The sequence below is a fragment of the Streptomyces capillispiralis genome, from assembly GCF_007829875.1.
Classification (GTDB): domain Bacteria; phylum Actinomycetota; class Actinomycetes; order Streptomycetales; family Streptomycetaceae; genus Streptomyces; species Streptomyces capillispiralis.
The window spans coordinates 8,024,408-8,050,270 of record NZ_VIWV01000001.1 but is presented as its reverse complement, the minus strand read 5'-3'; the positions used below and the strand labels follow the sequence as shown (position 1 = coordinate 8,050,270).

Genomic DNA, 25,863 nt, shown 5'->3' with positions numbered 1-25,863 from the left:
GTTGTCCGGGACAGCCGGTCGTCCTGCCGTGGACGACGTGAGAAGTGCCGGGTGCCTCGTCCACGCAACCTCCACAACACCGAGGCAGGGGGGCGGCTGACACCACCCAGCGGTGTAGGGAGAGCCCCTTGATGACGTATCGCCGGCATGCCTAACGTTGATCACGCACGCACCGGAAAGCCGTTCGGCCGGCACGACACCTGAAGGGGGAAGCTCACCTCTCGGGTGATGCGTCGCTGTGATGCGTTGCTCGCTCGGAATCCGCTGTTCTTCTCACGGCACGGCAATGGGGCAGTGCGCGTGATGTCCGTGTCCGTTTCCTGGATGACGTGTTCCTGGATGACGTCGCCGCGAACGAACGGAAAACGACACGCGGACCCGTCCCTTCGTCCCGCCGTCCCCTTTTTCCCACGACGAAATGGGCACCTCCTTTCGTGCCCTCCTTCGCGCTGGGCTTCTCCACACCGCGGGTCACCGACCCGCCAGCATTTCGTCACTGCCGCAAGATGGGAACAGTGCAATGAGCGCGTCTCCGGAACCCCTTGGCCCCAGCGATGACATCGCGGTCATCGGACTCTCGTGCCGCCTGCCCGGCGCGAAGGATCCCTCGGCTTTCTGGCGCCTGCTCAGCGCCGGTGAGACCGCTGTCACCGAGACCCCCGACGAGCGGTGGGACACGTCGTCGCTCCGCGATGCCGACTCCGGCCGTCCGGACGGCGTTTCCTCGCACCGGGGCGGTTTCCTGGAGGACGTCGGCCACTTCGACGCGGAGTTCTTCGGCATCTCCCCCCGTGAGGCCGCCGCCATGGACCCGCAGCAGCGGCTCATGCTCGAACTCGGCTGGGAGGCCCTGGAGAACGCCGGGGTGGTGCCCGGCACGCTGCGCGGAGCGCCCGTGGGCGTGTTCGCCGGCGCGATCGGCACCGACTACGCGACGCTCACCGGGCAGCAGGGCCCGGAGGGCGTCGACCACCACACCATGGCCGGCCTGAGCCGTGGCCTGATCGCGAACCGCGTGTCCTACGCGCTGGGACTGCGGGGCCCCAGCTTCGTCGTCGACTCCGCCCAGTCCTCCTCGCTCGTCGCCGTGCACCTGGCCTGCGAGAGCCTGCGGTCGGGCGAATCCGAACTGGCGCTGGCCGGCGGCGTGCACCTGAACGTCGCGCCCGACAGCACCGCCGCCGCCGCCAAGTTCGGCGGGCTGTCGCCCGACGGGCGCTGCCACACCTTCGACGAGCGGGCCAATGGGTACGTCAGGGGCGAGGGCGGCGGCCTGGTCGTCCTGAAGCCCCTGCGGAAGGCACTGGCCGACGGCGACACCGTGTACTGCGTGATCCGCGGCAGCGCGGTGAACAACGACGGGGCGAGCGACGGTCTCACCACCCCCGACGCCACGGCGCAGGAGTCCGTCCTGCGGACCGCGTACGAGCGGGCGGGCGTCGAGCCGAGCAGGGTGCAGTACGTCGAACTGCACGGCACCGGCACCAAGGTCGGCGACCCGATCGAGGCCGCCGCGCTGGGCGCGGTCACCGCCCCCGGGCGGGCGGACGACGCACCGCTCGCCGTGGGGTCGGCCAAGACGAACGTCGGCCACCTGGAGGGCGCCGCGGGCATCACCGGGCTGCTCAAGGCGGTGCTGGCGATCCGGTACGGGCAGCTTCCGCCGAGCCTCAACTTCGAGCGGCCGAATCCCCGCATCCCCTTCGCGGAACTCGGGCTGCGCGTCCAGACGGAGCTCGCCGACTGGGGCCACCCGGCCCACGAGCGGCTGGCCGGCGTGAGTTCCTTCGGCATGGGCGGGGCCAACTGCCATGTCGTCCTGGCCGGTGCGCCCCGGACGACGCCCCCCGCCCCGGCCGAGGTGCCTGCCGCTCCGGCGGCCGCCGGTGGGACGCCGGTGCCCTATGTGCTCAGCGCCACGAGCGCGGCGGCCGTGCGCGGCCAGGCCGCGCGACTCCACGCGTTCCTTCGGCGGCAGCCCGGCGTCGACCCCGTCGCCGTCGCCTCCCCGTTGCTCTCCTCCCGTACGCTCTTCGACCACCGGGCCGTCGTCCTGGCACCGGACCGGGACGCGCTGCTGGCGGACCTCGACCGGATGGCGCGCGGTGTCCCGGGGGCGGGTGCCGTCGTGGGGCGCGCGGACTCCTCGCGCGACGCCCGCCACGTCTTCGTCTTCCCCGGCCAGGGCGCCCAGTGGGCGGGCATGGGCAGGGAACTCCTGGCCTCCTCCCCCGTGTTCGCCGACTGCGTGGCCCGCTGCGAGCGGGCCCTCGGCGCCCATGTGGACTGGTCGCTGCGCGATGTGCTGCGCAGCGGGGAGGGACTGGAGCGGGTCGACGTCGTCCAGCCCGTCTCCTGGGCCGTCATGGTGTCCCTCGCGGCCATGTGGGAGGCGGCGGGCGTGGCACCCGACGCCGTGATCGGCCACTCCCAGGGGGAGATCGCGGCCGCCGTCGTCGCCGGCGCGCTGTCCCTGGAGGACGCGGCGAAGGTCGTGGTGCTGCGCAGCAGGCTGATCTCCGGCCGGCTGGCCGGCAAGGGAGCCATGACCTCGGTCGGCCTGCCGGCCGACGAGGTGCGCGCGCGGATCCGGTCCCACCCGGGCGTCTCGGTGGCCGTGGTCAACGGCCCCAGGTCGACCGTGCTCTCCGGCGATCCGGAGGTTCTCGCGCTCCTCGAGGCCGAGTGGGAGCGGGCCGGCACCAAGGTCCGGCGCATCGCCGTGGACTACGCCTCGCACAGCCCGCAGGTGGACTCCCTGCGGGACGAACTCCTCGGCGGCCTGGCCGGCATCGCGCCGGTCGCCGGGCGGGTGCCCCTGATGTCGACGGTGGAGTGCGCCTGGCTGGACGGTTCCACCCTGGACGCCGGGTACTGGGTGCGCAACCTGCGCGAACCGGTGCGCTTCAGCGCGGCGGTCCGGGAGCTGCTGGCCGCGGGGCACACGAACTTCGTCGAGTGCAGTTCGCACCCCGTGCTGACGGCGGCCGTCGCCGACATCGCCGACGAGGCAGCCGTACCGGACGTCTTCACGACCGGCTCGCTGCGGCGCGACGACGGGGGGCCGGAGCGGTTCCTCACCTGCCTCGCGGAGACGTACGTGCGAGGCGCGCCCGTGCGCTGGGCGGAGTTCCTTCCCGCCGGCGTCGAGCCGTTGCCGGCGCACGAGCTGCCGACGTACGCGTTCCAGCGGCGGCGGCACTGGATCACCGCCGGGCCCGCGCGCCCCGGACCCGCCCCGGCCGCCGCCGCACCGCGGCAGCACGGCGCCGGGCCGGAGCGGCAGGAAACCGACACGAGGGCCCCCGCGCTCGAACTCGTCCGTGCGCAGGCCGCTCTGGTCCTGCGCACGGATCCGGCGGACGTCCTGGTCGACCGGTCGTTCAAGGCCCAGGGGTTCGACTCGGTCATGGCCGTGGAGCTGCGCAACCGGCTCAACGCCGCCACCGAACTCACCCTGCCGTCCGGCGTCGTCTTCGACCACCCCACCCCCGAACGCCTGGCCGGTGAGATAGCGGCCCGTCGCGGTGCGGGCGGCGCTTCCGCGGCGGTGGCCGAGGCCGTACGGGCCCCGGCGGCACCGGCCGAGGACGACCCCGTCGTCATCGTCGGCATGAGCTGCCGCTTCCCGGGGGGCGTCCGCTCCCCGGAGGACCTGTGGCGGCTGGTGCGTGACGAGGGAGAAGCCCTGGGCGACTATCCCGACGACCGCCATTGGGACGTGCTGGACCCCCTCGCCGGGAGTCCGGCCGAAGAGGGAGGGCCCCGCAAGGGCGCCTTCCTGTACGACGCGGCCGGGTTCGACGCCGAGTTCTTCGGCATCTCGCCGCGCGAGGCGCTCGCCATGGACCCCCAGCAGCGACTGCTGCTGGAGGCGTCGTGGGAGGCGCTGGAGGCGGCCGGCATCGTGCCGGACACCCTCCGGGGCAGCCGGACGGGAGTCTTCGCCGGGGCCATGGCGGGGGACTACGGGACACGTCTGCACGAAGGCCCGGACCACGTCGCGGGACATCTGCTGACCGGCCTGGCGTCCAGCGTGGTGTCGGGCCGGGTGGCGTACAGCCTCGGGCTGGAGGGCCCTGCCCTCACGGTGGACACGGCGTGCTCGTCGTCCCTCGTGGCACTCCACCTCGCCGCCCAGGCGCTGCGTCAGGGCGAGTGCTCCCTGGCGCTGGCCGCCGGCGTGACGGTGATGAGCACGCCCGGGATGTTCACCGAGTTCGGCCGTCAGCGGGCGCTCGCCGCGGACGGCCGCTGCAAGGCGTTCTCGGAGGCGGCCGACGGCACCGGATGGGCGGAGGGCGTCGGTGTCCTGGTGGTGGAGAGGCTGTCCGACGCCCGGCGCAACGGTCACCGCGTCCTCGCGGTGCTGCGCGGGTCCGCGGTCAACCAGGACGGTGCCTCCAACGGCCTGACCGCGCCGAACGGTCCCTCGCAGCAGCGGGTGATCCGGCAGGCGCTGGCCGGCGCCGGCCTGTCGGCGGCCGAGGTCGACGCGGTGGAGGCGCACGGCACCGGTACGGCGCTGGGCGACCCGATCGAGGCGCAGGCGCTGCTGGAGACCTACGGGCAGGGACGCGACGCCGGGCACCCCCTGTGGCTGGGTTCGCTGAAGTCGAACATCGGTCACACCCAGGCGGCGGCGGGCGTCGCGGGCGTGATCAAGATGGTCATGGCGCTGCGGCACGGCGTACTGCCCCGGACGCTGCACGTGCGGGAGCCCTCGCGGAAGGTCGACTGGAGTGCGGGCGCCGTCGCGCTGCTGACCCGGGCGCAGCCCTGGCCCGAGGTCGAGCGGGCCCGGCGTGCCGCGGTCTCCTCCTTCGGCATCAGCGGCACGAACGCCCACGTCATCGTCGAGCAGGCGCCGTCGGACGAGCCGGCCGACGGCCTCGATGCGCAGCCCCCGGCGGCGCGGGCGGCCCTTCCGTGGGTGATCAGTGGGAAGTCCCCGGCCGCCGTGGCGGCCCAGGCCGAGCGGTTGCGCGCCTTCGTCGCGGCGCGGCCCGGACTGCGGCCGTCGGACGTGGCGTACTCGCTGGCCACCGCGCGTACCGCCTTCCCGCACCGCGCCGTGGTGGCCGGCCGCGACCACGAGGAGCTGCTGTCCGGGCTGGAGGCCCTGGCGGAGGGCCGCGGGGCCCCGGGTGTGGGTGAGGGACACGTCCTGCCGGACGGCGAACTGGCCTTCATGTTCACCGGCCAGGGCGCCCAGCGCCTGGGCATGGGCCGGGAACTGCACGCCGCGTACCCGGTGTTCGCCGCCGCGTTCGACGCCGTGGTGGACGAGCTGGACCGCCATCTGGACGGTTCGCTGCGCGAGGTGGTCTGGGGTACGGACCGGGAGCTGCTGGACCGTACGGTCCACACCCAGGCGGCGCTGTTCGCCGTCGAGGTGGCGCTGTACCGGCTGCTGGAGGCCTGGGGTGTCCGGCCGGACTACGTCACCGGCCACTCGGTCGGGGAGCTGGCGGCCGCGCACGTGGCCGGGGTGCTGTCCCTGCCGGACGCGGCGCTGCTGGTGGCCGAGCGCGGCCGTCTGATGCAGGCGCTGCCCGCGGCAGGAGCGATGGTCGCCGTGCAGGCCCGGGAGGAGGAGCTGCTTCCGCACCTCACCGACCGGGTCGGCGTCGCGGCCGTCAACGGTCCGGAGTCGGTCGTTCTGTCCGGCGACGAGGAAGCGGTCCTCGCGCTCGCCGCCGAGTGGGCGCGGCGCGGTCGCAGGACGCGCAGGCTGGCGGTGAGCCACGCCTTCCACTCGCCTCTGATGGAACCCATGCTGGAACGTTTCCGCACCGTCGCGGAGAGCCTCACCTACGCCTCCCCGGCCATCCCCCTCGTGTCCAACCTCACCGGGCGCGAGGCGTCCGCGCGGGAACTGGGCGACGCGGGGCACTGGGTCGCGCACGTGCGGGACACGGTCCGCTTCGCCGACGGCGTCCGCCACCTCAGGGAGCGGGGCGTCACCCGCTTCCTGGAGCTCGGCCCGGACGGCGTGCTCAGCGTGATGGCACAGGGCTGCCTGAACGACACCGACCAGCTGATCGTGCCGGTGCTCCGCGGGGACAGGCCCGAGCGGACGGCGCTGGCCCTCGCCGTCGGGCAGCTGCACGCGTCGGGCACGGAGATCGACTGGGCCGCCTGCTTCGCGGGCACGGGCGCCCGCGTGGTGGAACTGCCGACGTACGCGTTCCAGCACGAGCGGTACTGGCTGGAGACGCCCGCCGGGGAGGCGGACCTCGCGTCCGCCGGTCTGGTCCCGGTGGGACACCCGCTGCTGGCGGCGGCCGTGCGGGTGGACGACCAAACGGTGCTCACCGGCCGGTTCTGCACCCGGCGCCTGCCCTGGCTCGCCGACCACCGGGTGGGCGGCGCCGTCGTGGTGCCCGGTACCGCGCTGCTGGAGACGGCGGCGCGGGCCGCCGCACAGACCGGCCACGGCGGGGTCACGGAACTGCTCCTGCACACTCCGCTGGTCGTCCCCGACGGCGGGGCGGCCGACGTCCAGGTGCGCGTCGAGCCGACGGACACCCCCGGTGTCTCCGCGCTCCGCCTGCTCGCCCGGTGCGACGGCAGCGACGAGTGGACCACGCACGCCACGGGCACACTGGGCGGGGAACCGGCCGCCGAGCCCGCCGGCGCGGAGCCCCTGACCGCGTGGCCCCCGGCCGGCGCCGAGGCGCTGGACGTCGCGCACCACTACGACGAACTGGCGGCGCGCGGCCTCGCGTACGGTCCGGCCTTCCGCGGTGTCCGGGCGGTGTGGCGCGCCGACGACGAGCTGTTCGCCGAGGTGCGGCTGCCGGACGCCGGTGCGGCGCGGTGCGACGCCTACCTGCTGCACCCCGCCCTGCTGGACGCGGTGCTGCACCCGCTCGCCGCCGGCGAGCTGCTGCCCGACGCGCAGGGCGCGCGGCTGCCGTTCTCCTGGTCCGCCGTACGCCACCACGCCCACGGGGCCCCGGCCCTGCGGGTGCGGATGCGGAGGGAAGGCTCCGACACGGTTCACCTGACGGCCTGGGACCCGCAGGGCGCTCCCGTGGCCGAGGCCGGCGTGGTACTGCGGCCGGTGCCGGCGGAGAAGCTGCGGTCGGCGGTGTCGGCCGGCCGGCAGGAGCCGCTGTACCGGATGGTGTGGGGACCTCTCGGGGCGGCTGCCGCGAGCGGTGAGCGGGCTCCGTCGGCGCAACGGTGCCTGGTGGTCGGCGACGGTCCCGTCGCCGAGGCGGTGCTCGGCCACCTGGCCGGCACCGCCGCCGTGGCCGACCGTGTCGGCGGTTTCGCGGGCGCGGAACCGGAGCGGGTGCGTGCCGGGCTGGCCGCCGTGCTGGAGCGGATCCAGTCGTGGCTCGCCGGGCCGCGGCCCGAGGACGAGCGTCTGGTGGTGATCACCCGGCAGGCGTCCTCGGCCGGTACCGACGCGGCGGTCGATCCGCTGCACGCGGCCGTCTGGGGCCTGGTCCGGACGGTGCAGACCGAGCACCCCGGGCTGGTGCGGCTCATCGACGTGGACGGGACGCGGGACGTGCCCGAGGGGCTCTCCTCGGCGGTGGGCGCCGCGGCACCGCAGCTCGCGGTGCGCGGCGGCGAGCTTCTCGTTCCGCTGCTGGAGCACGTCGGGACACCGGCCGAAGCCCCGCGCGGTGAGACCGGACCCGGGCGGGCGAACGCCTCGGTGCTGGTGACCGGCGCGGGAGGCGTGGTGGGCTCGGCACTCACCCGTCATGTCGTGGCCACCCGGGGGATTGGCCATGTGGTCCTCGTGAGCCGGCGCGGCGCGGCGGGGCCGGGTGTGACCGAACTCGCCGACGACATCCGGGAGATGGGGGCCACGGTCACCGTCGCCGCCTGCGACGCGGCCGACCCCGAGCAGGTCGCCGCGGTCCTGGCGGACCTTCCCGCCACGCACCCGTTGCGGGGTGTCATCCACGCCGCGGGGACGCTGGCGGACACCATCTTCGACTCGCTGACCGTCGAGCGGCTGAACGCCGTCCTCGACGCCAAGGTGGACGCGGTGCACGTGCTCGACGCGGCCACCCGCGACCTGGAGCTTGACTGGTTCGTGACGTGCTCGTCCGTGGCCGGCTGGTGGGGAACCGCCGGCCAGGCGAACTACGCGGCGGCGAACGCGTGCGTGGACGCGCTGATCGAGAACCGGCACCGCTCCGGCCACCCCGCGCTGTCGCTCGCCTGGGGGCTGTGGGAGGAGCGGAGCGAACTCTCCGGGCACCTGAGCGACGTGGACATCCGCAGGATGGCACGCGTGGGCATCGAGCCGCTGTCCACGGCGGACGCGCTGCGGGCCTTCGACCGTGCGCTGGCGCGGCGGGAACCGGTCCTCGCGCCGGTCCGGCTGGGCGCGGCCGGCCTTCCGGGTGCCGTCCCGGGCTCCCTTCCGCCCTTCCTCGCGCCGCTTGCCGCCGGCGCGCGCGTCCCGGCCCGTACGCAGACGGCACAGGCGCAGCCGACGCGCCCCGTGGCCGCCCCCGCCGGTCCTTCGCCGACGGCACAGCCCGCCCCGGGAGAGCAGCGGCGTCAGGCCCTGGCGGACCTCGTCCGCAGCTGCACCGCCACCGTCCTCGGACGGCGGGACCTGCGTGAGGACCAGCTGGACGCGGCGTTCTCGGAGCTGGGCGTGGACTCGCTGATGGCGCTCGAACTGCGCGAGCACCTGAACACCGCCACGGGGCTCCGGCTGCCGCCCACCCTCCTGTTCGACCACCCGACGCTTCCGTCGCTGGCCGACCACCTCGTGCGGACCCTCGGTGGAGAGGAGGAACCGGAGGAACCGGCCGCGGCCCGGGTGCCGCGGGCCGAGACCGCCACGGCCGAGGAGGACGATCCGATCGTCATCGTGGGCATGGCGTGCCACTACCCCGGAGGCGTCGAGTCCCCCGACGACCTGTGGGACCTGGTGGCGAGCGGCTCCGACGGCGTGACGCCGTTCCCCACGGACCGCGGCTGGGACTTCGAGACGCTGTTCGCCGACGATCCGGACCTGCCGGGCACCAGCCACGCGCGGACCGGTGGCTTCCTGCACGACGCCGCGCTGTTCGACGCCAAGTTCTTCGGTGTCTCCCCGCGCGAGGCGCTCGCCACCGACCCCCAGCAGCGGCTGCTGCTGGAGACGTCCTGGGAGGCGCTGGAGCACGCGGGCATCAATCCGCAGACGCTCAAGGGCTCACCGACCGGCGTGTTCGCCGGCATCATGTACCACGACTACGGCTCCCGCCTCCATGAGACCCCGGACGGCATGGAGGGCTATCTGATCAACGGCAGCCTGGGCAGCGTGGCGTCGGGCCGGGTCTCGTACGTCATGGGGTTCGAGGGGCCGGCGGTGACGGTGGACACCGCGTGCTCGTCCTCTCTGGTCGCCCTGCACCTGGCGAGTCAGGCACTGCGGCGCGAGGAGTGCTCGCTGGCCCTCGTGGGCGGGGTGACCGTGATGGCCGTGCCCAGCACGTTCATCGACTTCAGCCGGCAGCGGGCACTGGCCCCGGACGGGCGCTGCAAGGCCTTCTCGAGCGACGCGAACGGCACCGGATGGGCCGAGGGCGTGGGGGTGCTCGTCGTCGAGAGGCTGTCGGAGGCCCGCCGCAACGGCCACCGGATCATGGCCGTCGTGCGGGGCTCCGCGGTGAACCAGGACGGTTCCTCCAACGGACTGACCGCCCCGAGCGGTGCCGCGCAGCAGCGCGTCATCCGGCGGGCCCTCGCCGACGCGGCCCTGTCCCCCGAGGACATCGACGTGGTCGAGGCGCACGGCACGGGCACCGCCCTGGGCGACCCGATCGAGGCGCAGGCGCTGCTGTCGACGTACGGACGCGACCGCGAACGGCCCCTGTGGCTGGGCACGCTGAAGTCCAACATCGGGCACAGCCAGGCGGCCGCCGGGGTGGGCGGCATCATCAAGACGGTCATGGCGATGCGGCACGGTGTCATGCCGCGCACGCTGCACGTGGGCGAGCCCACGCCGCACGTCGACTGGAGCTCCGGGGCGGTCCGGCTGCTGACCGAGGAGCGGACGTGGCCGGCGGAGCACGGTCCGCGGCGGGCGGCCGTCTCCTCCTTCGGCATCAGCGGAACCAACGCCCACGTGATCCTGGAGCATCCGGCGGACACCGCCCCCGTGGACCCCGTACCGAAGGAGCGGGCGACGGGTGTGCTCCCGTGGGTGCTCAGCGGGACGACGCGCGACGCCCTCGCGGCCCAGGCTTCCCGTCTGCTCGACTTCGCCGACGGGCGGACCGAGGCGGACGACCACGCGGTCGCCGCGACGCTGGCGTCGGGACGCGCGGTCTTCAGGCACCGCGCGGTCGTGCTCGGCGCCGGTCACGAGGAGCTCGTCGGCGGGCTGTCCGCCGCCGCGCGCGGGGACCGGCATCCCCACGCCGTTCTCCCGGACGACACCCGGGAGGCGGGGAAGACCGCGTTCCTGTTCTCCGGTCAGGGAAGTCAGCGGCCGGCGATGGGCCGCGAGCTGTACCGGGCGTTCCCCGCGTACGCCGAGGCGTTCGACGCGGTGAGCGCGGCCCTGGAGGTCCACCTGGACCGCCGGCTGTCGGACGTCGTGTTCGCGGACGCCGACGACGCCGAGGCGGCCGCGCTGTTGCACCGCACCGAGTACGCGCAGCCGTGTCTGTTCGCCCTTCAGGTCGCCCTCTTCCGGTTGATCACCTCGTGGGGGGTGCGTCCGGCGTACCTGGCCGGCCACTCCGTCGGCGAGATCGCGGCGGCGCACGTGGCCGGCGTGCTGTCGCTGCCGGACGCCGCCGAACTGGTCACGGCGCGCGGCCGTCTGATGCAACAACTGCCCGACGGCGGCGCCATGGTCGCGGTCCGGGCTCCGGAGGACGAGGTCGGGGCCCTGCTGGCGGGTCATGACGCCGTCGGTGTCGCGGCGGTCAACGGGCCCGCCTCCACGGTCGTGTCGGGCGACAGCGGGCAGGTCGCGGACATCGTCGAGGAACTGGAGCGGCGCGGCCGCAGGACCCGGGCGCTGCGTGTGAGCCACGCGTTCCACTCGCCGCTCATGGAGCCCATGCTCGACGCGTTCCGCGCCGTCGTGGCCCGGATGGACTTCGGCGTGCCGGGGATCCCGCTGGTCTCCACCCTCACCGGCGCGCAGGCCGGGCCCGGTGATTTCACCTCGGCCGAGTACTGGGTGACGCACGTGCGTGAGCCCGTCAGGTTCCACGACGGCGTGCGCGCGCTGGAGGAGCGGGGGGTGCGGACGCTCGTGGAGCTGGGGCCGGACGGCACGCTGTCCGCCCTGGCCGCCGGGTGCCTGCGGGAGCCGTCCGCGGCCACGCTGGTCCCCGCGCTGCGCAAGGACCGCCCCGAGGACAGGGCGCTGCTCGAGGCGGTGGCCCGGCTGTTCGTGCAGGGCGCCCCCGTGCAGTGGGGTGAGGTGCTCGGTGAGGCGGGGAAGGCCCAGCCGCCGCTGCAACTGCCCACCTACGCCTTCCAGCGCGAGCGGTACTGGCTCGACCCCTCCCCCGCCCCCGCCGCCCGCCGCGCCGCGGACCTGCCCGGTGAGCTGGGACATCCGGTACTGGGCTCGGCGATCCACCTCGCGGGCGGGGCAGTGGCCCTGACCGGCCGGCTGTCCACCGCGGGCGCCGCATGGCTGCCGGACCACCAGGTGGGCGATGCCGTCGTCGCGCCGAGCACCGCGATCCTGGAGATGCTGGCCGTGGCAGGTCAGCGGGCCGGGGCGCCGCGCGTCGCCGAACTGGTCCTGCGCGCGCCGATGGTGATTCCCCCGGACGACGACCTGGACGTCCAGCTGTTCGTGTCGCCGTCCGACGGTCAGGGGCCGCATGACGTGAGCGTGCACTCCCGGCCCGCCGCGGCCGGGGACGACGTGCCGTGGACCGACAACGCGACGGCCCGGCTCACGGCGCAGGAGAACGGGACGACTCCGGAGGCGGGCGCGATGCCGGCCTGGCCGCCCGGTGGAACGGAGCCCCTCGACCTGGAGGGGGCGTACGCCGACCTCGCATGGCAGGGCCTGCGCTACGGACCCGCCTTCCGGGGCGCCGGCGCCGTCCTGGGCGGTGACGGGGAGGTCTTCGCCGAGGTCGAACTGCCGGAGGACGTGAGGCAGGAAGCGCACACCTATCTGCTGCACCCGGCCCTGCTCGACGCGGCCCTCCATCCGCTGGCGGTGCCGGGAGTGCTGCCGGACGCCGCGGGACTGCGGCTGCCGTTCTCCTGGACGGGTGTGGAGATCCACCGGCACGGCGCCGCACGCCTGCGCGTCAGGCTCGTGCGCACCGGTGACCACACCGTGGCGTTCACCGCATGGGACCCGGACGGCAATCCGGTGATGACGGCCGAGGGCCTGACCCTGCGGGTGATGGGGCCGGACGAACTCGGGGCCCTGCGGAGCACGTCCCAGCAGTTCCTCCACGAAGTCAGGTGGGTGCCGGTCCCGGCGGCGCCGCGGACGGCCGACGGTCCGGCGCACCGGTACCTCGTGCTGGCCGGGGACGCCGAGGCGGACACGGTCGCCGCCCGCGTGGCGCGGGACGGCGGGGACGTGCGCGTCCTGAGGTGCCTCGACGGTGACGCGCCGGTCCCCGCCCGTGTACGCGCCGCGCTGGCCGCCGTCCTGACGGAGACGCAGGCGTGGCTGGCCGAGGAGCGGGATCCGCGGGAGCGTCTGGTCGTCGTCACGCGGGACGCGGTCATGACGGACGGGCAGTCAGGGGGCGCCGACCCCGCGCAGGCCGCGGTGTGGGGCATGCTCCGCACGGCGCAGACCGAGCACCCGGGGCGGCTGCTGCTGGCCGATGTCGACGCGGACCCCGCGTCGGCCGACGGGCTGGCGGCACTCCTGGCGGACGACGAGCCGCAGATCGCTCTCCGGGCCGGCGAGGCGTACGTTCCCCGGCTGGTCACGGCGGCGGCGGACGCTCCCGGACAGGCGACGGCCGGCGCCCGCGCGGCGGACCCCGGCACCGACTGGGCGACCGCTTCCTTGCTGGTGACGGGAGCGGGTGGCGTGGTGGGTTCGGCGCTCGCGCGGCACGCGGTCCGCGCACATGGTGTGGGACACGTCGTCCTGCTCAGCCGGCGCGGCGAGCGGGCTCCCGGCATGGCGGGGCTGGCGGACGAACTGCGTGGCCTCGGTGCCACGGTGTCGGTCGAGGCGGGTGACGTCGGCGACCGCGACCGGCTGGCGAGCGTCCTGTCGGCCGTACCGGCGGACCGTCCGCTGCGCGGTGTCGTCCACGCGGCCGGCACGACGCGGGACGGCACCTTCCGCCAGCTGGTGTGGGAGGGGCTGGAGCACCTGCTGCCGTCGAAGGTGGACGCCGTGCACCATCTCGACGAGCTGACCCGGCATCTCCCGCTGGAGTGGTTCGTGGTGTGCTCGTCGGCCGCGGGCTGGTGGGGCAGCGCCGGGCAGGCGAACTACGCGGCGAGCAACGCGTGTGTCGACGCCATCGTGCAGCGGCGCCGTGCGGCGGGACACGCGGGACTGTCCCTGGCGTGGGGGCTGTGGGAGGACCGCAGCGAACTGAGCGGCCATCTCGACAGCGGCGACCTGCGCCGGCTCGCCCGGCTGGGCATCGCTCCCCTCGCCACCGCCGACGCGCTGACGGCCTTCGACACGGCGCTGGAAGCGGACAACCCGGTCCTGCTGCCGCTGCGGCTGGACACCCGGAACCTGTCGGACACCGAGGCGTCGCCCCTCACGCCGCTGCTGCGCGACCATGTGCGTCAGACGGCGGACGCGGCGAGGCCGTCGGGCCGCGCGGAAGCCGTGAGGCCGCTCGGGGAGTTGCTGGCCCCGCTGGACGAGGACGGGCGGGCGAAGCTGCTGGAGTCGGCGGTGGCGGAGGAGGTCGCGGCGGTCCTCGGGTTCACCACCACGGAGGACGTCGAGGCGGACCGCAACTTCTTCGAGATCGGGTTCGACTCGCTGACCGCTCTCGAACTCAGGAACCGGGTCGAGAAGCTGATGGGACAGCCCCTCGCGGCCACCGTGGTCTTCGACCACCCCACGGCGGACGCCCTGGCACGGTACCTGCACACGCAGATCACCGTGCCGGCCGAGACGCCGCGGCCTGCGGTGGGCGTCGTCGAGCGCGTGCACGAGGCACCCGCGGTGCCCGAGCCGGTGCTCCCCCTGAGGGGACGGACCGTCCTGCTGACGGGGGCCACCGGAGCGCTGGGGCAGCTCTTCGCGACGGCGATGGCGGAGGCCGGGGCGAACCTCGTGGTCACCGGGCGGGACGCGGGCACGCTCGACCGCCTCGCGCACGAGCTGCGGGAGCGGCAGGCCGACGTCCTGGCGCTGCCGTCGGATCTGGGTGACCGCGACGCGATGCCGCGGCTGCTGGCGGCGGTCGGTGAACGGTTCGACGCGGTCGACGTCCTGGTGAACAACGCGGGAGTGACCGGCCCGGCAGGTCCCCTGTGGGAGACGGACGACGACGCGTGGTGGCACGCCATGGAGGTCAACCTCCGCGGCAGCACCCGCGCGTGCCGTGCCGTCCTGCCGGGCATGATCGAGCGGCGCGGTGGCCGTGTCGTCAACATCGTCAGCTCGGCGGGGAAGCACCGGTGGCCCCTCGTCTCCGGGTACTCCGTGTCGAAGGCCGCGTTGATCAAGCTGGGTGAGAACCTCGCGCCCGAACTGGAGGGGACGGGAGTGTCGGTGTTCAGTTACCACCCCGGTCTGGTCGACCTCGGCATCACCCAGCGGCAGATCGAGGGCGGGGTGACCGGGGAGCGGTGGAGCGACGAGGTCAGGGCATGGCTGCTGGCCCAGCGCGAGAGCCGGCGGCTCGTCGACCCCGGTCGTTCGGCGCGGATGCTCGTCCGCCTGGCCGCCGGTGAAGCCGATCCGCTGTCCGGCCAGTACCTCACCGTGGACGACGACATCGCCTCCCTGCTGAGGGCGCGACGCCCGGGCAGGTGAGCGACGCGATCGGACGGCACGTGCCGGCCCCGTACGGCCGGCGCCCCGGCCGGTGACGCGGTTGCTCCCGCCAGGAGTTCCGCGTCACCGGCCGGGGCCGGTGCCTCGGTGGCCCCTCGCATGGGGCTCGCTCACACCGTTCGCGTGGTGGGTCCTGGACAGCTCGAAGGCGAAGCGGAAGGCGAAGTCACCGGCGTCCAGGGGCCGGGCCACGATCTCCGACACCCGGTTGAGGCGCTTGACGAGGGTGTTGACGTGAACATTGAGGCGTCGGGCGGCCCGGGTCGGGCTGCCGAGTTCCTCGAACCAGACACGCAGCGTCTCGCGCAGGACCGAGTGGCGCGGCTCGACGAGGCCGCCGAGCTGGCAGCGGACGAAGTGCGAAGCGAGTTCCACGTCGCGGCTGGCGAAGACCAGCGCGACGACGTCGCAGAAAGAAACGATACTTCTGGCTTCGGCCGGGGCGTCGGGACGCGCGGGCTGCGGCATGGCCCGATCGGCGAGGGACTGGGTCTCCAGCGCCTCACGATGGGTGATCCGGAAGCCGTCGCTGCCGTAGTGGGGCATGCCCAGACTGATGCGGATGCCCTCGGGCACGGACAGGCGGGCCCGCAGTACGTCCACACCGGGGGCGTTCTCCGGGACGCTGAGCCACCCGTGCAGAGCGTGTCCGTCCGACGGCACGATCAGGTCCGCTCCCGCACGCAGTGAGGCACACAACCGCGCCGCGACCTGCCTGAGAGCGGCTTCGGTGGCTTCGTGGCCCCACACCACGAATCCGACGTGCCGGGTGTTCATCCGGTAGCCCAGTCGCTGTTCCGCCTCGGCGTCGCCCAGCTCGCCGGTCAGCGTCTGCCGGACGGCTTCCCGTACGTCGGGGGTCTCGCAGCGCCGCAGCACTTCCTGTTCCTGGCGGTAGACCGCCATCGCCTGGGACAGCGCGGCCTGACGGAACCGGAACAGCCGGCCCATCACCACCGACAGCGTGTCGGCGCGGTCGCCCTCCGGCCGGCAGGAGCCGGCGCGCAGTTCCTTGCCGAAGGCGTCGAGCAGTTCGTTGCCGGCCACGTCGTAGGTGAGGACGAGATCGACGAGCTTGATCCCCGCCGCGGGAAGCCGGCGCGTCAGATGTTCCGCCTCCGGGGGAAGCGCGGCTCCGTGGGTGATTTCGCCCGTGGCAACGGCCTTGCTGACGAACGGCAGGAACGCTGAGCACGTCGTACGGAACGCACGCTCGACCTCGGGGCCGTTGGTGACGAAGGAGGGGACGGCCGCGACGCAGGCTCTGAACACCATGTCAGCGACTTCTTCCGGACTTCTGTCGATCCAATCGGCGAAGGCGGTGACGCGGCGGCTGTCGGGCGAGGTGGTGCTCATGTGTATGCAACCTACTACCGTGTGTATACGGACCGGCTGGTGAGAACGTAACATTGAAGTGAATCTTGTTGCGTCTGCAACTATGCGGAATGCTTGCGGGGATGCTGTGAGCGCCCGGGGCGGCCGGCGGGGGCGACCGTTCACGGCGGGCCGGTGAGCACCACCGTCAGAAGCCGGACGGGGTCACGCTGTTCGGCTCCTCAGTGAGCCGGTCCCGTGCACCCCGCCCCGGTCGCGCTTCCCGTTCCGGTCCCGGACCCGGCGGCCGCCCATCTCGACACGGGCCGTCGGCCGGCGGATCGGCTACAGCCGCCTGCCGACGACGCCGCCGGCGCGGGACGACATCCTCGGCCGAACGGCATCGCCCTGCGCTGACCAGAGGAACGGGAGGCCGGGCCAACCGTGAAGCGGCCCGAGGACGCCGGCTCGGACGCCTTGGTCAGGAGTCGGCGTCCCGAGGTATCCGTTCAGGAAAGGCGACGAGTCGTCGGGCACCTCCCGCCCTACAGTGACGCCATGAGCGATCACGCAGAAGCACCTGTCACTCCCGTCGGGGCCTATGAACCTCCGTACTACGTAGCGGTTTTCACCACGGTGCGCAGCCAGGAGCAGGGCGGCTACAGCGAGACGAACGCCCGCATGGAGGACCTGGTGAAGGACGTCCCCGGGTACCTGGGGATGGACCACGCGCAGACTCCCGGGGGGCTCGGTATCACCGTCGGGTACTTCCGCGACGCCGACGCCCTGGCGGAGTGGCGGTCCAACGCCGAGCACCGCGCGGCGCAGAAGCGCGGGCGGGCCGAGTGGTATCAGAGCTACACGCTGCACGTGGCGAAAGTGGAGCGGAGTCATGGGTTCGTGCGAGGGGAGGGTCCGCAGGACCCGACGACAGGCTGACCGACGGAGCGGCGGGCCCGTGCACGACCTCGCCCCTCGGCCACAAGGGCTCCCCGCAGCGCGGCTGCTTGGCCTCGCGCTACGGGGAGCCCTGGGCGGGGGCGGTCGGCGCCGGAGAACTCCCGTGGGACGCGGGGAGCTTGAGCGGAGCCGGATCACATGGTCCTGTCGGCGCGCCTCAGGCGGAGAGCGGAGACGAGGAAGAAGACGCCGCCGAGGAAGGCGTAGCCGGCCAGGTTGACCAGGGACGCGTCGTCCTTGCCCGCTTGGGCGAAGAAGGACGCGCCGGCGACGGTGGAGATGGCACCGCTGGCGATCATCGCCCACTGTCCCCCCAGCCCGCGTCGGACGACACCGACGACGAGCTGGACGAGGCCCGCGGTGACGGCCCAGACGCCCCAGACCCTCAGGACCGCCGGGATGCCGGAGGTGGCGGCGACGGCGAGGCCGACGCCCGTGAGCGCGCTGAGCGCGATGTTCAGGTACAGGTGGCGCACCGGGCCGTCGTTCGCCTTGGCGGACCGGACGTCGACGACGGCGCAGGCCACGTCGAACAGGGGATAGATCACCAGGAGCGCCACGCTCAACCGGCCGAGTGTGTCGGCGGTCGCGAACAGCAGCAGGGCCCATACGGCGGCGAACGCGAAACGCGTGAGGTAGAGCTTCCGCAGGGCGGCGGGAACGCTGGTGGGGGTCGTCGGGTCGATGAGGGCGGTGTCCATGAGGGTGCCTTCCAGTAACCGTGCGCGGAGGGAGTGACGTAGCCGTGCGTGGATGTCGGTGACGTGCCGTCGGCGGTGGTGAGGAGGACACCGCCGGCCTTGAGGAACGGTGACGACCGAGGGAGAACGTTCGGTCTCTTCGTGAGTATCCAAGAGGGCGGCCGCGGTCACTGTCAAGACCGAACGTTCTCCCTCACGCCTTTGGTACCCTCGGGTCCATGAGTCGGGGCACAGGAAACGGCAGCACGTCCGAGGCGCGGGCCAGGCTGCTCAGTACGGCGACGAGGATCTTCTACACGGAAGGGATCCACTCCGTCGGCGTCGACCGGATCATCGCGGAGGCGCAGGTGACCCGTGCGACCCTCTACCGGCACTTCTCGGGCAAGGAGGAACTCATCCTCGCCTACCTCGACCTGGCCGACCGGGGAATCCGGGCACAGATCACGGCCGCCCAGGGAAGCGCCGAGTCACCGGTCGACAAGGTCAGGGCCGTCGGACGGTCCATCGCCGAAGGCATCCAATCCCCGGGATTCCGCGGCTGCGCCTTCCTCAACGCGGTGGCCGAATACCCCGATCCGGCCCACCCCGTCCATCAAGCCGTACTGGCCCACCGGCAATGGTTCCTCGACACCGTCACGGAGTTGATGGCACGGACCGGCTGCTCCCCCGCCGACGAGGCAGCCCGGCTCGTCGTCATGCTCCGGGACGGCGCCATGGCGGCCGGCTGCCTCTTCGACCCTCAACTGGTCTGCGAAACCCTGCTCCAGGGCATCGAAGGAGTCCTTCGGACACGCACCGCCGCCTGAGCCGCCTCGGCAACGGATCGAGCGTCGGAGGCAGTGCTCACGCCTCCGCGGCATCTCGGCGTGGGCGCTCAGTGCGGTGAGCGCGGCGCTGACGGATGACCTTCCGCGCGGGCTCAGGCCCTGGGTGAGTACGACACCCCCGGAACGTCAGGCGGGGGTGTCGCCGGGCCGGGTGTCCGGGTGGCCGCCCGAACCGAGCACCCGGCGGGCGGCCGGGGGCCTGGCGCTGTGGGTTGCGAGGACTCCCCTGGCGCGCAGTTCGGCCAGGTCGGGCAGCCGGATACCGGGGAGGTCGTCCAGCAGATCGGCCTGGGCCGCGCCGATGGGCGCGGAGCTGTCGGGGCCGGAGCCGAGGGTGCGGCGGGCGGTCATGCGATCATCGTATGGGCACTGCCGCCCCGCCGTACCCAGTACGCGGGAAGCCGTGAACGCGGCTTGAGTGAGGCGCCCGGGCCCGGCAGGGTGCAGCGGGCGATGCTCAGGACGCGTGGCGGGTGGCGGCGGGGCCGATGACTCCGGGGCCGAACTTGTCGCGGATGCGGTCCACGGCCGCTTCGGCGACCAGACGTGCCTCGCGGGCGGTGTCCAGGCTGATCTGCTGGGCGACCCGGTCGGCGTCGACGAGGTCCTCGCCCCGGAGCGCGAGCCCGGTGAGGCGGCCTCGTTGCAGGCCCGCCGCGTCCATCAGCTGGTAGGCGAGGGTCCGCAGGTCCTCGTCGTGTGCGGACGGTTCCACGAGGCGGCGGGACTTCTCCCAACCGGTCCCGCCCGCGAAGCGCAGGGTGAGGGTCAGGGCGCGGGCGGCCTGACCGCGGCGGCGCAGCAGCCGCCCCAGCTGGACGACCAGGTCGAGAAGGGCGGCGCGGACCGTGGCGCCGTCCAGGGCGTGCTGGTCGAAGGTCCGGCGTACGGCCGCGGAGGGCGGCAGCGAGCGGGGAACGACGGGGCGCGGGTCGATGCCGCGGGCCCGCTCACCGGCCACCCGGCCGGCCGTGCCGCCCAGCAGGCGCTGCACCGTCGCCGGCGGGACGGCGGCGAGCAGGCCGACGGTGTGGATGCCGTAGTCGTGCAGGGCCTCTGCCTGGCGCGGGCCGATGCCGTGCAGTGCCTGGACGGGCAGGGCGGCGAGCCAGTCGGCGGCCTGGGCGGGGGTGACGACGAGGACGCCTCCCGGTTCCGGGACCTGGGCGGAAGCGGTGGCCGCCACGGTGACGGTCGGGCCGATGCCGACGCGGACGTCGACGCCGAGGCGGGAGATCGTGCGGACCCTCAGCGTCTCGCCCAGCCGCCGGGTGTCCGGACCGTGGTAGCGCAGGGCGCCCTTCAGCTCCACCAGTGCCGCCGACGGAGGCAGCGCCTGCACCACCGGCGACAGGTCCGCCAGCTGTTCCAGGACCTGCCGGTAGATCTCCTCCGGCAGCCGGTCCGGACAGCGCACATGCATCACCGTCGGCACCTCGCGCGCCGGTCCTCGCTTTGCGGTCATCACAGCCACCTCCCACCCTCACGATATCGAACACTAAATCGAACACGCGAGTGGGCGAGCGTCCGGGCGGTGGATCGCGTCGAACGGTGCCGCCGTGCTCGACGGGCCGGCCATGGGTCTGGCAGCGCCCACCGCCCGCCGGGCGCTGCGGGCCGGAAGCGCTCGCCCTGGGGCACAGGGCCGCTTCCGGTCCGCAGCAGCGGGCCGCATGTGGTCCGCGTCACTGTCGGCGTTCCTTGGGGCGGGCATCCGCGATCATGACCGGCATGGAGACTCGCTTCCTCGGCATCGCGGAGCTGGCCGAGGCCCCGGCCGTGGCGGTCGTGGTCGACGTCATGCGTGCTTTCACGGTGGCTGCCTGGGCCTTCGCCCGAGGGGCCGAGAAGATCGTGCTCGCGGAGTCGCTGGACGAAGCCCTGGAGCTCAAAGCCCGCCACCCGGAGTGGGCGGCGCTCAAGGACGGTCCGCTCGCGCCCGGGTTCGACCTGGTCAACTCACCGGGCCTGCTGCGGTCCCTCGACCTGGGCGGGCGGACCGTCGTGCAGAAGACCACGGCGGGGACGGTCGGCGCCCTCGCGGTGAAGGAGGCGTCGCTGGTGCTGTGCGCCGGCTTCGTGGTGGCGGGGGCAACGGCTCGGCTCCTGCGCGCACACGGGTGCGACCGGGTCACGTTCGTGGTCACCGGCGAAGACGGGCGCGCCGACGAGGATCTGGCGTGCGCCCAGTACATCGCCCGGAGCACCACCGGGGCGGGGACGGACGCGGCCGGGTTCCTCCGCCGCGCCGGCGCCTCGCGGGCCGCCGCCGAGCTCCGGGAGGGTGTGCGTCAAGGAGTCCATCCCGACGACGTCGCGCTCTGCCTCGAACTCGACCGGTTCCCCTTCGCCATGGTCGCGGCCCCGGAGGACTCGCGGATGGTCCTCCGCCCGCGCGCCGTGCCGCCCGTCGGCCGCGGCTGAGCCGTGCCGTCCGCGACCGGCGGGCCGCACGCACCACCTCTACCGCCCCCTCCCTCACCCCGCGGGAGGTGTGAGGTGAAAAAAAGGGGCGATCAATAGCTGGAGCAGAACCCTCTTGTGGCGAGGAGTGCGCGCATGGGAACCGTCGTCCACGTCCCGCAGACCCGGGACATGATCGGGGACGAACTCTCCGGCGACGAGGCGTTCGCCGCGCTGCGGCACTACGGGAGCCTGCGGCTGCTCATCGACTCCTTCGCCCGTTTCCGTTACGCGGACGGCTTCACCAACGCCCGGGCGCTCGCCTTCCAGGTCGTGCTCGGCCTGGTGCCGTGCACCGTGGCGCTGGTGGGGCTGGCGACCTCGGTGCACACCGAGGGGGTGGGCCGGGTCATCGAGCTGACCCTCGGCCGGATCGTGCCCGGCGCCAGCGCCGACCTGGTGGAGGAGGCCTTCGACGGGACGCGGCGCAGTGCCCACGGCGACGTCTGGGGCACGCTGGCGCTGTGGCTCGGTCTGGGGTTCGCCCTGCTGAACCTGGCCTCGGCCATGGGCCAGATCGAACGCGGCGCCAACCGCATCTACGGCATCGAGCGCGACCGCCCCTTCCCCCGCAAGTACGGCAGGGCCGTCGTCCTCGCGCTGACGGCCGGTCTGCCGCTGGTGCTCGGCTTCGTCGTGCTGGTCGCCGGGGACGCCGTCGGTGACGCGGTGGCCCGCGTGGCCGGGGGGCCGGGCAGCGGTACCGGATGGTGGGGCGCGCTCGACCTGCCCGTGGGGCTGGCGCTGGCGTGGATCGCCTCCGCGGTGATCTTCCGCTGGTCGCCCCGGCGGGTCCAGCCCGGCTACACATGGCTCGCCTTCGGCTCGGCCGTTCACATCCTGCTGTGGGTCGCGGCGACGTGGCTGCTGGCACTGTACGTCGAGGGGAGCGGCGCGTTCGGCGCCCTGTACGGGCCGCTCACCGCCTTCGTCGCCCTGCTGCTGTGGGCCAACCTGACCGCCGTCGCGCTCTTCCTCGGCATCGCGTTCGCGGCCCAGTTGGAGGCGGCGCGCGCCGGGATCGCCACCGCGGTACGGCCGGACCCCGGGCCGGGGCGCTGACCGTCGAGCGGGACGGTCCGTACCGGCGGCGTCCGGGCGGGGCGGTGCCGTTGTCGGTGTCGCGGGTGCGGGGCCGGCGGGGTGCGGCGCTGACGGGGTCTCAGGCCGGGTCGGCCCTCGCGTGGCGCGGGCAGGGCGGGTCGTAGTCGAGGCGGGGGAAGTGACGGGCCCACTGGGCGCGGCCGATGGTGCCGGGGAAGCGGTCGCAGGCGTCGGCGAGGACCCGGGCGAGGTCGGTGTACCAGACCTGGACGTTGCGGTGGGCGGTCACGGTGAGGATCGTGCCGTCCGCCCTGAGGTAGCGGACCTCCTTGACCGACCCGCCGGGGTTGGTGAGGGAGGCCAGCGGCGCGGGGCGTGCGCGGTCGGTCACGTCCCAGGTGTTCACCGCGCCGTCCACGCCCACGGTCACCGCGGTACGGCCGTCGGGGGCGAAGGCGACACCGGCGACGATGTCGGCGTGTCTGGCCAGTTCGCCCAGCTCACGGTGGTGCGGGAGGTCGCCGATGTCCCACAGTTTCGCCGTACGGTCGTCGCTGCCGCTCAGCAGGGTGCGGCCGTCGGGACTGTAGGCCAGGGCGTCGACGAAGTGCCGGTGTCCCTTCAGGACGGCGACGGTGGCGGCGTGCCGCGGGCGGGTCACGTCCCAGATGCGGACGGACCGGTCGTCGGAGCCCGAGGCCAGGGTCGCTCCGTCGGGGCTGAAGGCCAGCGGCTTGACGTTGGCGGAGTGCCCCCTCAGCGTGCCCAGTGGACGGGGGCGCGCCGGGTCGGTGACGTCCCAGAGGCGGACGGTGTCGTCGTAGCTGCTGGTGGCGGCCATACGGCCGTCCCGGCGCACGGCGACGGAGTAGATGGCGTCGGAGTGCCCCGTGGGCCGCTTCGACAGCAGCACCGGGTGGCGGGGATCGGTCACGTCCCACGACCGGAGTGTGCCGTCGCCGCCCGCGCCGAGGAGCGTCCGGCCGCCGGGGGTGAACTCGATGCTGTTCATGCCGGTGCCGTCGCCGTCGATGATGCCGAGCCGGCGGGGGCGGCGCGGATCGCCGATGTCCCACAGGGAGACCTGTGAGCCGTCGGCCATGGCCAGGGTGCGGCCGTCGGGGGCCACGGCCGGGGTGTGCCCGGCCGGTTCGGGGCCGGTCGCCCGGGGGTCGGCCGACGCGACGGACAGGGTGCTGAGCAGGGCGTCCCGGGTGCGCTTCCGCGGGGCCTGTCGGTAGGCGGCCAGCGCGATCTGGGCGGCGAGTGACGGATCGTGGGGGCTGAGGCGCACGGACTCGTCGGCGGCCCGGAGGACCACCGCCTCGTTGCGCTGCCGGGTGACGGTGCTCTGTGCCTGTACGGCGAAACCGGCGGCGGCCACGGCGCACACGAGGAGGACGACCAGGGCCGCGACCAGCCTGCGCAGGCGCCGCAGGCTGCGGCGGTCGCGGCGGTGCGCCTCCTGCGCCGCCGACTCGCTGGCGTCGACGAAGGCGCGTTCCCGGGCGGTGAGCGCCTGCGGCGGGATGTCCTTCACGGCGGCGAGGCGCGCCCCGCGGTACAGGATGTCGTCGTCGTGGTCCAGGGACTCCCACAGTGCGGTGGCCTCGGTGAGCGCGCGGAGCAGACGGTGCTGGTTGCGGTCCTCGTCCAGCCAGCCGCCGAGCCGGTTCCAGCAGCGGATCAGCGCTTCGTGGGCGATCTCCACGTGGTCACCGTCGACGGTCAGCAGGCGGGCGCGGGTGGCCTGTTCGAGGACCGGCGCCGTGTCGGGGCCGTCGTCGAGTTCGTGGCGCGGCACACGGCGCTTGGTGTCCTCGGTGCCCTCGCCCAGGGCGACGAGCCTGAGGAACAGGCGCCGCGCGGCGAGCCGCCCGCTGTCGCTCAGGGCGTGGTGGAACGCCTCGGCGGTCTGCGTGAGCGCGCCCTCGAAGCCACCCGCGGCCCGGTACCCGGCCAGCGTGAGGGCGTTGCCGCGCCGGCGGCGCCAGGTCTCCAGCAGGGCGTGCGACAGCAGGGGCAGCGCCCCCGGCCGGCCGTGGGCGTCGGCCATGAGGGTCGTCAGCAGGGCGCTTTCGACGGTCAGCCGGGCGTGGGCGGCGGGCCGGACGATCGCCGCCCGCAGTTCCTCGGCGGTCATCGGGCCCACGGGGTGGTGCGCCCGGGGCAGGACGTCCACGAGGCCGGGCAGCCGCGTGCAGTGCGTGTAGAAGTCGGATCGCACGGCGACGGCGACCCGGGTGCGGCTGTCGGGGGCCTGTGCGGCGTGGATGAGCGAGGCGACGAACCGCTCCCGCTCCCGCGCGTCGCGGCAGAGGGTGAACACCTCCTCGAACTGGTCCACGACGACGATGAGCTCGTCCGTGGCCGGGTCGCTCTCCCGCCGCCCGGCGAGGATCTGACGCACCATCCGGTGGAAGGCGCCCGGATCGGCCGCGAGGTCGGCGCGAACCGAGTCGGCGGCCGCGCCGGCGCGGGCCGCCAGCCGGACGGCGCATTCCTCCAGCGGGTGCGGACCGGGCGTGAGGACAAGCGTGGAAACACCGGAAAAGGCGGGGAGCACGCCCGCGCGCAGTACCGACGACTTTCCTGAACCCGACGCGCCGAACAGAACGAGGAGCCTTTTCTCCTTCAGGTGTTCGACGAGTGCGGCGGTGAGTTTCTCACGGCCGAAGAAGACACCGGCGTCGGATTCCCCGAATGCGGCCAGTCCGGCGTAGGGCGGCCGGGCGTCGGCGCTGTTCCGGTTCTCCGCGGCGGCCGTCTCGGGGGTGCCCGCGCACGCGTCGGCCGTCCGGCGCCAGATCACCTCCCACTCCCGCTCGTTGCCGCCGCAGGCACGGACGTAGGCGAGGGTGACGGCCAGGCTGGGCAGGCGGCGCCCCGCCGCGGCCGAGGACAGGGTCGCGATCGAGTAGTGAGCCTGCCGGGCGAGGTCCCGGTAGGTGGGGCGGCCGGCCTGGTCCCGCAGTTTCCGCAAACGGGCCGCGAATTCGAACAGTGGACCGTATTCCGGGTCCAGTGGGCTTTCTCCCCGTGCCACGCCCGCCCGCTCCCTCGCCGTCACACGGATTGTTCGGCATCCGTTTGTTCAGCCTCGGCCGGCCGGCCGTGAACAACAGATTAGCGGCTACAAACGGTGCATCAGGTCCCGCTCGGGGACCGGACGACGAGTGGAAAGAGGAATCCCATGAAGAAGCGCATTCTCGCCGCGGCTCTCGTGATCAGCGGGCTCACGCTGACCGCCGGCCCCGTCGCGCAGGCGGCACAGGCGGCACAGGCCATGCAGTCCGCGCAGTCCACGCGGGGCCTCTCCGCGCCGCACGCTGCCGGGCAGCAGGCCTTCGTCTGCACGGTCAACGACGACCGGGTCAACTTCCGCGGCGGCCCCGGCACGCAGTACCCGGTCCTGGGCCAGGTGAACAGGGGACAGCAGCTCACCTACCGCAACCAGGAAGGTGAGTGGGTCATGGGCGACCTGGTGGGCGGACGCACCGGCGTCTGGATCCACTACGCCTACCTCGACTGCTGATCCGGCGGAGTCCGGCCGGGCCGGTGGGGTGCCGTCACCTCCCGTGACGGCACCCCGCCGGGT

11 protein-coding genes are annotated in these 25,863 nt (G+C 73.8%); 6 read left to right on the top strand and 5 right to left on the bottom strand.

Going from position 1 to position 25,863, the window contains the following annotated elements; genetic code table 11:
- Positions 1-520 precede the first annotated feature (520 nt).
- The gene (locus FHX78_RS37230) at positions 521-14,935 is read left to right on the top strand and encodes a type I polyketide synthase (RefSeq protein ID WP_189908724.1); all 14,415 of its coding nucleotides are present in this window, start codon (positions 521-523) and stop codon (positions 14,933-14,935) included.
- Positions 14,936-15,019: 84 nt separating this feature from the next.
- Here FHX78_RS37230 and FHX78_RS34945 read toward each other — a convergent pair whose 3' ends face one another.
- Positions 15,020-16,312, bottom strand: a complete 1,293-nt coding sequence (locus tag FHX78_RS34945; protein WP_167531931.1) for a PucR family transcriptional regulator — start codon at positions 16,310-16,312, stop codon at positions 15,020-15,022.
- 516 nt (positions 16,313-16,828) lie between these two features.
- On the opposite strand from FHX78_RS34945, the gene FHX78_RS34940 reads away from it, so the two are divergent.
- On the top strand, positions 16,829-17,209 hold the full coding sequence (locus FHX78_RS34940; RefSeq protein ID WP_145871393.1) for an antibiotic biosynthesis monooxygenase family protein: 381 nt from the start codon (positions 16,829-16,831) through the stop codon (positions 17,207-17,209).
- 155 nt (positions 17,210-17,364) lie between these two features.
- Here FHX78_RS34940 and FHX78_RS34935 read toward each other — a convergent pair whose 3' ends face one another.
- A complete protein-coding gene (locus tag FHX78_RS34935) occupies positions 17,365-17,931 on the bottom strand; it encodes a hypothetical protein (RefSeq protein WP_145871391.1) in 567 nt (188 codons plus the stop codon).
- 218 nt (positions 17,932-18,149) lie between these two features.
- On the opposite strand from FHX78_RS34935, the gene FHX78_RS34930 reads away from it, so the two are divergent.
- A complete protein-coding gene (locus tag FHX78_RS34930) occupies positions 18,150-18,737 on the top strand; it encodes a TetR/AcrR family transcriptional regulator (RefSeq protein ID WP_145871389.1) in 588 nt (195 codons plus the stop codon).
- 147 nt (positions 18,738-18,884) lie between these two features.
- Here the strand turns inward: FHX78_RS34930 and FHX78_RS34925 are convergent, their stop codons facing one another.
- Both FHX78_RS34925 and FHX78_RS34920 read right to left on the bottom strand, forming a co-directional pair.
- A complete protein-coding gene (locus FHX78_RS34925; protein WP_145871387.1) occupies positions 18,885-19,109 on the bottom strand; it encodes a hypothetical protein in 225 nt (74 codons plus the stop codon).
- Positions 19,110-19,215: 106 nt separating this feature from the next.
- Positions 19,216-20,223, bottom strand: a complete 1,008-nt coding sequence (locus FHX78_RS34920; protein WP_145871384.1) for a DNA polymerase Y family protein — start codon at positions 20,221-20,223, stop codon at positions 19,216-19,218.
- A gap of 266 nt (positions 20,224-20,489) precedes the next feature.
- Here FHX78_RS34920 and FHX78_RS34915 point away from each other — a divergent pair, with 266 nt between their 5' ends.
- Both FHX78_RS34915 and FHX78_RS34910 read left to right on the top strand, forming a co-directional pair.
- A complete protein-coding gene (locus FHX78_RS34915; RefSeq protein WP_308439688.1) occupies positions 20,490-21,182 on the top strand; it encodes a 2-phosphosulfolactate phosphatase in 693 nt (230 codons plus the stop codon).
- Between the two features lie 135 nt (positions 21,183-21,317).
- Positions 21,318-22,283, top strand: a complete 966-nt coding sequence (locus FHX78_RS34910; RefSeq protein ID WP_145871380.1) for a YihY/virulence factor BrkB family protein — start codon at positions 21,318-21,320, stop codon at positions 22,281-22,283.
- Between the two features lie 100 nt (positions 22,284-22,383).
- On the opposite strand, the gene FHX78_RS34905 is transcribed toward FHX78_RS34910, so the two are convergent.
- Complete coding sequence (locus FHX78_RS34905) at positions 22,384-25,311, bottom strand: nSTAND1 domain-containing NTPase (protein WP_145871378.1); 2,928 nt, start codon at positions 25,309-25,311, stop codon at positions 22,384-22,386.
- A gap of 147 nt (positions 25,312-25,458) precedes the next feature.
- Here FHX78_RS34905 and FHX78_RS34900 point away from each other — a divergent pair, with 147 nt between their 5' ends.
- Complete coding sequence (locus FHX78_RS34900) at positions 25,459-25,800, top strand: SH3 domain-containing protein (RefSeq protein ID WP_145871376.1); 342 nt, start codon at positions 25,459-25,461, stop codon at positions 25,798-25,800.
- Positions 25,801-25,863: the final 63 nt, after the last annotated feature.

Bases quoted from the DNA above. Each gene is read 5' to 3' on its own strand.
- FHX78_RS34910 (WP_145871380.1), top strand. From the start codon at position 21,318: ATGGGAACCGTCGTCCACGTCCCGCAGACCCGGGACATGATCGGGGAC.
- FHX78_RS34915 (WP_308439688.1), top strand. From the start codon at position 20,490: ATGGAGACTCGCTTCCTCGGCATCGCGGAGCTGGCCGAGGCCCCGGCC.
- FHX78_RS34920 (WP_145871384.1), bottom strand. From the start codon at position 20,223: ATGACCGCAAAGCGAGGACCGGCGCGCGAGGTGCCGACGGTGATGCAT.
- FHX78_RS34900 (WP_145871376.1), top strand. From the start codon at position 25,459: ATGAAGAAGCGCATTCTCGCCGCGGCTCTCGTGATCAGCGGGCTCACG.
- FHX78_RS34945 (WP_167531931.1), bottom strand. From the start codon at position 16,312: ATGAGCACCACCTCGCCCGACAGCCGCCGCGTCACCGCCTTCGCCGAT.
- FHX78_RS34925 (WP_145871387.1), bottom strand. From the start codon at position 19,109: ATGACCGCCCGCCGCACCCTCGGCTCCGGCCCCGACAGCTCCGCGCCC.
- FHX78_RS34940 (WP_145871393.1), top strand. From the start codon at position 16,829: ATGAGCGATCACGCAGAAGCACCTGTCACTCCCGTCGGGGCCTATGAA.
- FHX78_RS37230 (WP_189908724.1), top strand. From the start codon at position 521: ATGAGCGCGTCTCCGGAACCCCTTGGCCCCAGCGATGACATCGCGGTC.
- FHX78_RS34930 (WP_145871389.1), top strand. From the start codon at position 18,150: ATGAGTCGGGGCACAGGAAACGGCAGCACGTCCGAGGCGCGGGCCAGG.
- FHX78_RS34935 (WP_145871391.1), bottom strand. From the start codon at position 17,931: ATGGACACCGCCCTCATCGACCCGACGACCCCCACCAGCGTTCCCGCC.